Source organism: Microbacterium sp. HMWF026 (genome assembly GCF_003061325.1).
Taxonomy (GTDB): domain Bacteria; phylum Actinomycetota; class Actinomycetes; order Actinomycetales; family Microbacteriaceae; genus Microbacterium; species Microbacterium testaceum_E.
On the sequence record NZ_QAJB01000170.1, the window covers coordinates 1 to 10,172 of the forward strand.

Annotated in this window: 9 protein-coding genes; 2 read left to right on the forward strand and 7 right to left on the reverse strand. The window is 71.8% G+C overall.

What is annotated here, in order from left to right:
* Positions 1-581: 581 nt before the first annotated feature.
* Positions 582-1,343, reverse strand: coding sequence for a fructosamine kinase family protein (locus tag DBR36_RS07260; protein ID WP_108318230.1), 762 nt, complete (start codon positions 1,341-1,343; stop codon positions 582-584).
* A 46-nt stretch (positions 1,344-1,389) separates the two neighbouring features.
* Here DBR36_RS07260 and DBR36_RS07265 point away from each other — a divergent pair, with 46 nt between their 5' ends.
* Entirely contained in the window at positions 1,390-2,172 is a 783-nt protein-coding gene (locus DBR36_RS07265; RefSeq protein WP_108318231.1) for a DNA/RNA non-specific endonuclease, read from the forward strand.
* A 58-nt stretch (positions 2,173-2,230) separates the two neighbouring features.
* Here the strand turns inward: DBR36_RS07265 and DBR36_RS07270 are convergent, their stop codons facing one another.
* The 6 genes from DBR36_RS07270 to efeU form a co-directional block, all read right to left on the reverse strand.
* A complete protein-coding gene (locus DBR36_RS07270) occupies positions 2,231-2,833 on the reverse strand; it encodes a bifunctional 2-polyprenyl-6-hydroxyphenol methylase/3-demethylubiquinol 3-O-methyltransferase UbiG (protein ID WP_181373521.1) in 603 nt (200 codons plus the stop codon).
* Positions 2,834-3,173: 340 nt separating this feature from the next.
* The gene (locus tag DBR36_RS07275; protein WP_108318233.1) at positions 3,174-3,818 is read right to left on the reverse strand and encodes an FMN reductase; all 645 of its coding nucleotides are present in this window, start codon (positions 3,816-3,818) and stop codon (positions 3,174-3,176) included.
* Between the two features lies 1 nt (position 3,819).
* Positions 3,820-5,022, reverse strand: coding sequence for an LLM class flavin-dependent oxidoreductase (locus DBR36_RS07280; protein WP_181373522.1), 1,203 nt, complete (start codon positions 5,020-5,022; stop codon positions 3,820-3,822).
* 362 nt (positions 5,023-5,384) lie between these two features.
* Positions 5,385-6,704: an iron uptake transporter deferrochelatase/peroxidase subunit gene (gene efeB, locus DBR36_RS07285; RefSeq protein WP_108318238.1), complete on the reverse strand. Its 1,320-nt coding sequence runs from the start codon at positions 6,702-6,704 to the stop codon at positions 5,385-5,387.
* A 2-nt stretch (positions 6,705-6,706) separates the two neighbouring features.
* Positions 6,707-7,936, reverse strand: a complete 1,230-nt coding sequence (gene efeO / locus DBR36_RS07290; protein ID WP_108318235.1) for an iron uptake system protein EfeO — start codon at positions 7,934-7,936, stop codon at positions 6,707-6,709.
* A gap of 65 nt (positions 7,937-8,001) precedes the next feature.
* Positions 8,002-8,955, reverse strand: a complete 954-nt coding sequence (gene efeU / locus DBR36_RS07295) for an iron uptake transporter permease EfeU (protein WP_108318236.1) — start codon at positions 8,953-8,955, stop codon at positions 8,002-8,004.
* Positions 8,956-9,156: 201 nt separating this feature from the next.
* Here efeU and DBR36_RS07300 point away from each other — a divergent pair.
* Positions 9,157-10,172 (forward strand): isopenicillin N synthase family oxygenase (locus DBR36_RS07300; RefSeq protein WP_108318237.1); only part of this gene is annotated, 1,016 nt, incomplete at its 3' end.

The window sequence follows — 10,172 nt, forward strand, 5'->3', positions numbered from 1 at the left end:
GCCGCGGGCGGGGCTGCGCCGCGTGGCCCGCGCCGCGGGCCGTGGCGCGCGCGGAACTCGGACAACGTCGCGAAACTCGGAGAGTCCGCCCCGATTCCTCCGAGATTTGCGCGATTCTCCGAGATCCGGGATGCCGACCCCGACGCGTCAGCACATCCCGAGGTCATGCCCCGGCATCCGTGAACCCCCCGGCACCCATCAACGCCCCGAACTCGGAGAACGTCACCGAACTCGGAGAATCCACCACGATTCCTCCAAGCTTCGCGCGATCCTCCGAGATCCGAGATGCCGACCCCGACGCGTCCGCGCAGCCCCAGCGTCCGCTCCGCGGCATCCCTCAACGCCCCGAACGCGGAGAACGTCACCGAACTCGGAGAATCCACCACAATTCCTCCGAGCTTCGCGATTCTCCAAGATCCGGAATGCCGACCCCGACGCGTCAGCGCAGCCCCAGCGTCCGCTCCGCGGCATCCCCCAACGCCCCCCCAACTCGGACAACGTCACCGAACTCGGAGAGGCCACCACGATTCCTCCGAGCTCCGCGCGATCCTCCGAGCCCCGGGATGCCGACCCCCGCCGCGTCAGCGCAGCCCGAGCGTGCGCTCCGCGGCGTCCACCAGCGCGCGACCATACGAGGGGCCGTGGCCCGCGGCGTGCACCGCGAGGGGGTGCAGCTGATGCAGAGGCACGCGCTCGCGCCACCCCGGGCCGAGCGGCCGCGCCCGGTCGTACGCGGCGAGGACCTCGTCGAGGAACGGGCAGCCGAACAGCGCCAGCATCGCCAGGTCGGTCTCGCGATGGCCGCCGTGGGCCGCCGGGTCGATGAGCACCACTCCCCCGCCGGACCACAGCACGTTCCCGGCCCACAGGTCGCCGTGCAGGCGCGCGGGAGGCTCATCGTCGTCGAACGCCCCGTCAGCGATCAGGGCGCAGGCGCGGGCGACGACCTCGGCGCCCGTGGACGACAGGTTCCCCGCTGCGACAGCGATCGGAACGAACGGCTCGACGCGCTGGGCGGCGTAGAAGGCGCCCCAGCTCGGGGTCGGGTCGGAGGGCTGCGGGCGTCGGCCGATGAAGATGCCGCCGCGCCATCCCGGCGGCGGCGACCCGAAGGCTTCGGCACCGGCGGCGTGGGTCGCGGCGAGCGCGGTCCCGAACGCGGCCGCGGCGGCGACCGTGGGCGCGACCTCGGCGATGCGTTCGAGCGCGATGCGGTCGTGGCGCACGTCGAAGACTCGCGCCGTGGCCGCGCCACCGGCGTCGGCGAGCCAGCGCAGACCGGCGGCCTCGGCGGCGAAGAAGCCGTCGGGGGCGTCGGCCCGGGTCTTCACGTACCGTTCCATTACCCCAGTCTGTCGCGATGTCGGAGGTCGACGGCACGATGGAGGCATGAGCGACGGCTACGACCCGGACTTCCTCGGCATCCCCCTCCCCCTCCCCTCGCCCGCGCGACCCGCGACGCGGCTGGACTATCCGCGGTTCTCGGTCCTGCTCGATGAGCAGCGCCGCTTCGCCGCGGTCACCGGCGTGGTGATCGACGGTGCGACATTGCGAGATCTCCCCCGCACGGGTGAGTGGCGACTCGATCCGCGGGTTGCGGCCGACGCTCAGGCCGGGCCCGAGGTCTACAGCCGCAACGATCTCGACCGCGGGCACCTGGTGCGTCGGCGCGACCCCGGCTGGGGAGAGACGTCCCAGGCACGGGATGCCACCGAGGCGACGTTCTTCTACACCAACGCCGCACCGCAGGCGGCCGGGTTCAATCAGTCCAAAGAGCTCTGGCTCGGGCTCGAAGACCACGTGCTGGCCTACGCCGAGACGACCGACCAGCGCATCGCGGTATTCACCGCCCCCGTCCTCGGCGCCGACGACCCGCCGTACCGGGGCATCCGCGTGCCGCTGCGCTTCTGGAAGATCGCCGCCTGGCGCGCGGGAGACGTCCTGGGCGCCGCGGGATTCGTGCTCGACCAGAGCGAACTGGTCGACACGCGGCAGGGACTCGTCGTTCCGCCGCTCGGCGCCTTCCGCACGTTCCAGGTGCCGATCGCCGAGCTCGCGGCCGAGGCCGGCATCGACGTCGGACCGCTCGCTTCGGCCGACACGCTCGTGCGGCGGGGGCTGCGGCCGGTGGCCGCGCGCGAGCTCAGGAGCGCCGCGGACATCATCGTGTGAGGCGCGGCGGCGCGACCGACCTGATCGAGCGCCACTTGCGACGGCCCGCCCGCTGCCCTCAGGTGCGGCGAACCGCGTGCAGCACGGTGTCGACGGCGGCGGCGGGGTGGCCGTCGCGCAGCTCGGCGTCGGCGCTCGAGCGGGTCACCCGCTCGCAGCGCAGGACGTCGAACCGCTCGTCGAGCGCTCCCCGCAGCACCTCGGGGGTGTACAGGATCGCCGGGTCACTCGGGCCGTGCCCTCCGGCGGCGATGTTGTCGACGTCGTGGCCGACCACCACGAGCGTCCCCCCGGGCGCGACCCAGTCGGCGATGCGCGAGACCGCCGCCGCGCTGTCGGGCAGGTGCAGGTAGCACGACACGACCAGATCGACCGGCGCTGCGGGCTGCCACGCGTGCACATCCCCCTCGACCCAGTCGACCGCGTCACCGCCGGGCCGGGCGGCGGCGAGCGCCAGGCCGGCGCTCGAGAAATCCAGGCCCGTGCACCGCCACCCGCGCTCGGCGAGCCACAGGGCGGTCCGCCCGTCTCCGGTCGCGACGTCGATCGCTGTTCCCGCCGACAGCGCAGCGGTGATCTCGCGCACCACGGCGGGCGGCTGCGTCGCCCACACGCCTCCGGCGGAGGCGCGGTAGCGCTCGTCCCACTGCGCGGCATCCATTCGGGCTCCTTCTGCTCGCCCCCACCCTAGAGCGCGGGGTCGGTCCGGGGCGCCGTCTTGCGGCGTGCATATCCTCCGCGATGTGCACGATCTCCGTCCGAGATCGGGAACCCCGGCGGATTTTGCGCACATCGCGGAGGTTGTGCACGCGCCCTCGACCTCCGCGACGCCCCGCACACCGCGGAGGTCGTGCACGTCCCCCGACGCCGCACACACCTCCCGGGTTATGCGCGGGCCCTCGACGCACGCGACACGCCCGGCGGCGCATGACCCCCGTCGTCCCCGTAGCGCGCGCACGCGAAAGCCCCGCCGCCTCGAGGGCGACGGGGCTCGCGCAGCGTCACTCCCCCGACAGACCGCCCAGGAGGTGTCCGAACGACCGGCCCTCGCCGAGGTACGACGAGGGGTCGAACGGGTCGGCGTCGCGGACGGGCTCACGGGCCGCGATGGCGTCGGCGAGCTCGCGGGCGCCGCGGTCCACGCGGGACCCGAGCGGCGCCACCTCGTCGGCGTTCGCTCCCCAGTCGCTGGATGCCGCGAACACCCCCGTCGGCACGGGGTTGGCGTGCAGGTAGGTGAACAGCGGGCGGATCGCGTAGTCGATCGCGAGTGAGTGGCGGGCCGTTCCCGCGTTGGCGCCCAGGAGCACCGGGGTGCCGTTCAGCGCCTGCGGGTCGAGTACGTCGATGAACGACTTGAACAGGCCCGAGTAGCTCGTCGAGAAGATCGGCGTGACCGCGATGATGCCGTCCGCCGAGACGACCGTGTTGATCATCTGCTCCAGCGCGGGCGGCGCGAAGCCGGTCAACAGGTTGTCGGTCAGGTCGTGGGCGTAGTCGCGCAGCTCGAACACGTCCGAGGTCGCGTCGATTCCGCGTTCGCGCAACTCGGCGAGCACCGCGTGAGCCAGGCGGTCGCCGAGCATCCGCGTCGACGAGGGCGTCGACAGCCCCGCGGTGACGACCGCGATGCGACGAGCGGCCATCTCAGGCACCGACCTTCGTCGCGGCCTTGCCGAAGGCGCTGCCGGCCTTCGCGGCATCCTGGTACGGGCTTCCCGAGGTGAGGTTGTCACCGCGGTTGGCGGCGGGGACGGCCTGACGCGGCGCCGCCCCGGCGTAGATCTTCTCGACCAGGTTGGCGTGCGTGGGGGCGTCGGGCACCTCGGCCGGACGGTTCTTCTGCAGCTCCTTGCGGAGGACGGGGACGACCTCGCCGCCCAGGATGTCGAGCTGCTCGAGCACGGTCTTGGTCGGAAGACCCGCGTGGTCGATGAGGAAGAGCTGGCGCTGGTAGTCGCCGAAGGTCTCGCGCATGGCGGCGTAGCGGTCGATGATCTGCTGCGGCGAGCCGACGGTCAGCGGGGTCATCTCGCTGAAGTCTTCGAGGCTCGGGCCGTGGCCATACACGGGCGCGTTGTCGAAGTAGGGGCGGAACTCGCGCACCGCGTCCTGGGAGTTGGCGCGCATGAACACCTGGCCACCGAGGCCCACGATCGCCTGCTGGGGCGTGCCGTGGCCGTAGTGGGCGTAGCGCTCGCGGTACAGCGTGATGAGGCGCTGGTAGTGCTCCTTGGGCCAGAAGATGTTGTTGGCGAAGAAGCCGTTGCCGTAGTACGCGGCCTGCTCGGCGATCTCGGGCGTGCGGATCGAGCCGTGCCAGACGAACGGCGGCACGCCGTCGAGGGGACGCGGGGTCGAGGTGAAGCCCTGCAGCGGCGTGCGGAACTTGCCCTCCCAGTCGACGACGTCCTCGCGCCACAGCTTGTGCAGCAGGTCGTAGTTCTCGATGGTCAGCGGCAGGCCCTGGCGGATGTCCTTGCCGAACCAGGGGTACACGGGGCCGGTGTTGCCGCGACCGAGCATGAGGTCGGCGCGGCCGCCCGACACGTGCTGCAGCATCGCGAAGTCCTCGGCGATCTTCACCGGGTCGTTCGTGGTGATGAGCGTCGTCGAGGTGGTGAGGATGAGGCGCTCAGTCTGCGCGGCGATGTACGCCAGCGTCGTCGTGGGCGACGACGACCAGAACGGAGGGTTGTGGTGCTCGCCCAGGGCGAAGACGTCGAGTCCGACCTCCTCGGTGTGCTTCGCGATCGTGAGCGTGTCCTTGATGCGCTGGGCTTCGCTCGGGGTCTTGCCCGTGGTCGGGTCCTGGGTGATGTCGCTCACCGTCATGACACCGAACTGCATTCCGGGCCAGTTGCTCGTCTCGTTCACGATGCGCCTCCTGTTTGTATGCATCTGAATATACATGGGAGAACGCCGGGCCGTGGGATCTATTCCCGGACCGCCGGCATCCGCTCGAACCTGCCGATAAACGCTCTCCGTGTCGGGAAACGCGACGAGACCGCGTTTCTCGACACGGAGAGCGTTTATGGCCGGATGCCGGGGGCACGCGCCGACGCCGGGGGCACACGCGGATGCCGGGAGCACACGCGGATGCCGGAGGCACGCGCGGACGCCGGGGGCACGCGCCGACGCCGGGGGCACGCGCGGACACTCGGGGGGCACGCGCCGACGCCGGGAGGCACGCGCGGACGCCGGGGAGGGCGTCAGGCGCCCATGAGCCCCGCCCCGATCGAGGTTCCCGCCGCCGGCGCGGGCGGCACCGCCCACAGACCCGAGCCGACGTGGCGCAGGTATTCGCCCATGGCATCCGTCGCCAGGGACCGCTGCACCGTGATGTACCGGTCGGGACTGCGCTGGAACGACAGGAAGAACAGTCCGGCGTTCAACCGGCCGAGGTCGGTCGTGCCGTCGACGAAGTTGTATCCGCGGCGCAGCAGACGGATGCCGCCGTTGAGATCGGGGTGGGCCAGCCGCACGTGACTGCGCGGGTCGATCGCGGGTTTTCCCGTGGCGCCGACGGCCGCGAAGTCGGGGGCGGCGAACTCGTCGCCGCCCGACAGCGGCGCACCGTTCGCCTTGTCGCGACCGACCACCCGGTCCTGTTCGGCAAGGCGCGTGCGGTCCCAGGTCTCGATGAGCATCGCGATCCGCCGGGCGACGAGGTACGACCCGCCCGCGAGCCACGCCGGTCCTTCGGATGCCGGCACCCACACGTTCTCGTCGAGAGCGGCGGCGTCGTCGGCCAGGATGTTGGCGGTGCCGTCCTTGTACCCGAAGAGGTTGCGCGGGGTCGCCTGAGCGGCGGTGGTCTTGGACGTGCGTCCGAACCCGAGCTGCGACCACCGGATCGTCGCGCGGCCGAAGGCGATGCGACTGAGGTTGCGGATGGCGTGCACGGCGACCTGCGGGTCGTCCGCGCACGCCTGGATGCACAGGTCGCCGTCCGACCGGAGCGGATCGAGGTCGTCGCCGACGAAGGCGGGCAGCCGCTCGAGCCCCTCCGGCTTCTGGGCCTCGAGCCCGAAGCGCTCGTCGAAGAGCGACGGGCCGAACCCGAACGTGATCGTGAGGTTGCTCGCCGGCAGCCCCAGCGCCTCGCCGGTGTCGTCCGGCGGCGCCTCGGGCGACCCGCCGACCGCGCCCGTCGCGCTGACGTCGAGACCCTGCATCATCCGCGTCGCGGCGTACGTCCAGTCCGACAGCAGCTCCGCCAGATCCGCGCGCGTGGTGCGCGCCATCATGTCGTACGCGGCGAAGTGCAGGTGGTCCTGCACCGGAGTCGTGATTCCGGGCTGATGGATGCCGGCCCCCGGGGCCACGGCATCCGTCACCGACCGCGCCTGCGCGGTGCCGTACGCGGCCCCGCCGACCAGGCCCGCCCCGGCGCCGACGACGAGGCCCGTGGCCCCGGCGCCGATCGCCAGGCCGAACAGGCCCCGGCGGGAGAGGCCGGTGGCATCCGTCCGCTCGTCGGAGACGGCACCCGCCTCGACGGGCGTGGAGGACTGCTCTTCGTCGGTCACGCTCACTCCAGGATCGTCACCGTGAGCTGCGACAGCGGCTCGGCGAGCGCGTTGATGAGGTCGGTCAGCTGACGCTTGTCGGCCTCGGTGAGCTGCGGATAGGGCACGAACCCGGCGTCGGCGGAGCCGTGCGCGGCGAGCGCCGCTTCGAGGTCGGCGTACCCGGCGTCGATCCGACTCACCAGCGAGGCGCCCTTGTCGCCCTTCGATTCGGCGAAGTCGCGCACGAGCGAGAAGGCCATCTTGGAGCCCTCGACGTTGGCGGCGAAGTCGTGCAGGTCGGTCTTGGACCACCAGTCCTCCTCGCCGCTGATCTTGCCGGTGGCCACCTCGTCGAGCAGCGCGATCGCACCGTTCGAGATGCCCGCGACGCCCTGCGCCTCGAGCGTCCGGGTGAAGTCGTCGGAGTGCACGTAGTCGTACAGCTCCTGCGTGTCGGCGATCAGCTGGTCGCCGTAGGTCGCGCGCTCCGCGGTCGTCGAGGGAGCCCAGTCCTTCCACGCGGGGGTCTCGCCGTCGGCGTTGAGCGCGTCCTGCGCGGGCACCCAGAGGTCCTTCTCGATGCGGTGGAACCCGGTCCACTGCAGCCCCTCGGCAACGGCGTCCACCTCGCGGTAGTCGATGCGCGGGTCGAGGTCGCCCAGCGCCTCGGCGACGGGCTCGATGCGCTCGTAGAAGGCGCGCACGCGCGGGAACTGCTCGCGCGCGGCGGCGTCGTCCCCGGCCTCGTAGGCGGCGGCGAAGGTCTGCACGGCGGGGACGAGCTGGCCCGTCTGATCCTTGACGAACGCGGCGTACAGGTCGACGGCCTGCTGCTTCTGCTCGGCATCCGCTCCATCGAGGGCGACCGCCTCACCGGTGACCGCGAAGGCCTTCTTGCCGACGCCGTCGCCCACCATCCCGGGCTTGCACAGGGTGAAGTAGTCGCCGGGCTGGGCGACGACGGTCAGGCTGCGCGAGGCGCCGGGGGCGATGTTCTCGACCTCGCCGACGATGCGCAGGCCGTCCGAGGCCAGCAGGTAGAACTCGGTCACCTGATCGCTCTTGTTGTCGATCTGGAACGCCACCGTGCCGCTGGGGGCGCTGCTCGACGACACGGCGCAGTCGTCGGCGGTCGAGGTGACGGTGAGCGCGCCGGTGCCGGCCGCGTCGGCCTTGGCGACGCACCCCGACAGGGCGAGGGCGGCGACCCCGGCCACGGCGGTGGCCGCGAGAAGGCGTGTGGGATTCATGGTGCTCCGTTCGGATTCGGAAAGAGCGGATGCCGCGGCCTCGGGACGGCGCGCGGATCCGGGAGTCAGGAGGTCGCGGCGGCGGCCGTAGCGCGCGCGGACGACGCGACGGGGGTGGCCGCGGTCGCGCGCGGACGACGGTTCGCGCGTACGCCCCGGATGAACAGGGGGACCACGACCGCGACGTAGATCACCCAGGCGATCACCTGCAGCCACGTCATCTGCGGCATGAAGCCGACCGTCGCCTGCAGGATCGCGGCGAGCGCGCTGTCGGGGGCGATCACGGTCGAGAGGTCGAAGGCCCAGCCGAAGGGCAGCCCCGCCCAGCCGACGGCGACCGCACCCGTGGCGGGGTCGATCGGCGCGCCGGCGCCGAAGGGACCGGGCAGGACGCCGGCCTCTTGCAGGTCGTGGAACGCGTAAGCGAGCACGCCGGCGGCGACCACGACGAGGAAGCCGCCCGTCCATGTGAAGAAGCGACCGAGGTTCAGGCGCAGCATGCCGCGCGCGATGAACCAGCCGAGCACCGCGGCCGTGGCCAGACCCAGCAGGGCGCCGACGAGCGCCTCGGCCGACTCGCCGAAGGACTGCACCATCGACCACAGCAGCAGGGTCGTCTCGACGCCCTCGCGCGCGACCGACACGAAGCCGATGGCCACGAGCGCCCAGACGCCGCCGCGCAGGGCCTTGTCGACGCCGCCCTCGAGGCCGCTCTTGAGGGTGCGGCCGGCCTTCTGCATCCAGAAGATCATCCAGGTGACCATCGCGACGGCCAGCAACGAGAGCCCGCCGCCGAGCATCTCCTGCGCCTCGAAGGTCAGCATGTAGGCGCCGAAGGTGAAGACGGCGCCGATGGCCAGCGCGAGACCGATCGCCAGACCGACCCCGGTCCACAGCTTCGGCAGGGCATCGCGGCGACCGACCCGGGTGAGGTAGGCGACGAGGATGCCGACGACGAGCGCGGCCTCGAGGCCCTCGCGGAGGCCGATGAGGAAGGTGGCGAAGAAACTGGCAAGCACGGGCGGGTTTCCGACTTTCAGGAGATGGGATGCCGCGACGCTGCGGGTCGGTAAGGACAGCCTCACCTGACTCAGACAGATTACGCACTTTCGCCGCGACGCGCATCCCCCGCGCGCACCCGCGCCGCTCTCGAGACGGAGGCGGAGGTAACCCTCGGCAACATTCGCGCCGACGGCCGCGAGTCGATCTAGCCTCGACGCATGTCCGAGCTCACTCTTCCGATCCTCGACCTCTCGCTCCTCGACCAGGGCCCCGACGCCGCCGCCCGGTTCCGCGACGATCTGCGCGCCGCCACGCACGACGTCGGCTTCTTCTACCTCACCGGCACCGGCGTCAGCGCCGAGCTGGAGTCCCGACTGCTGCAGGCGGCGAAGGACTTCTTCGCCCTGCCGGATGCCGACAAGCTCGCGATCGAGAACGTCACCAGTCCGCACTTCCGTGGCTACACGCGCGTCGGCGGCGAGCTCACCCAGGGCCGGGTCGACTGGCGCGAGCAGATCGACATCGGCCCCGAGCGGGAACCCCTGATCGACCCCGACGGCCCCGGGTACAACCGCCTCGTCGGCCCGAACCTCTGGCCCGCGGCCCAGCCCGAACTGCGCGAGGTCGTCGCCGAGTGGCACGACCACCTGACCGGCATCGCCCGCAAACTCCTCCGCGCGTGGGCGCTGTCGCTGGGGGCCGAGGAGCAGTACTTCGACCGGCACTTCGGCGACCCGCAGACGCTCATCAAGATCGTCCGCTATCCCGGCAAGGACGACCCCACCCCCCAGCAGGGCGTCGGTGCGCACAAGGACTCGGGCGTCCTCACCCTGTTGTGGGTGGAGCCGGGCAAGGGCGGCCTGCAGGTCGAGCGCGACGGCGAGTGGGTCGACGCTCCCCCGGTCTCGGGCGCTTTCGTGGTGAACATCGGCGAGCTGCTCGAGTACGCGACCCAGGGCTACCTGACCGCGACCAACCACCGGGTCATCTCGCCGCGCTTCCCGGACGAGCGCATCTCGGTGCCGTTCTTCTTCAACCCCGCGCTCGACGCGCGCCTGCCCATCATCGATCTGCCCGAGGAGTTGGCATCCGAGGTCCGGGGTGTCACCGACGACCCGACCAACCCCATCCACGCGACCTACGGCGAGAACGCCCTCAAGTCGCGCCTGCGCGCTCACCCCGACGTGGCCGAGCGCTGGCACCCCGACCTGTTGGCCGCGCGCGCGGGTTCCTG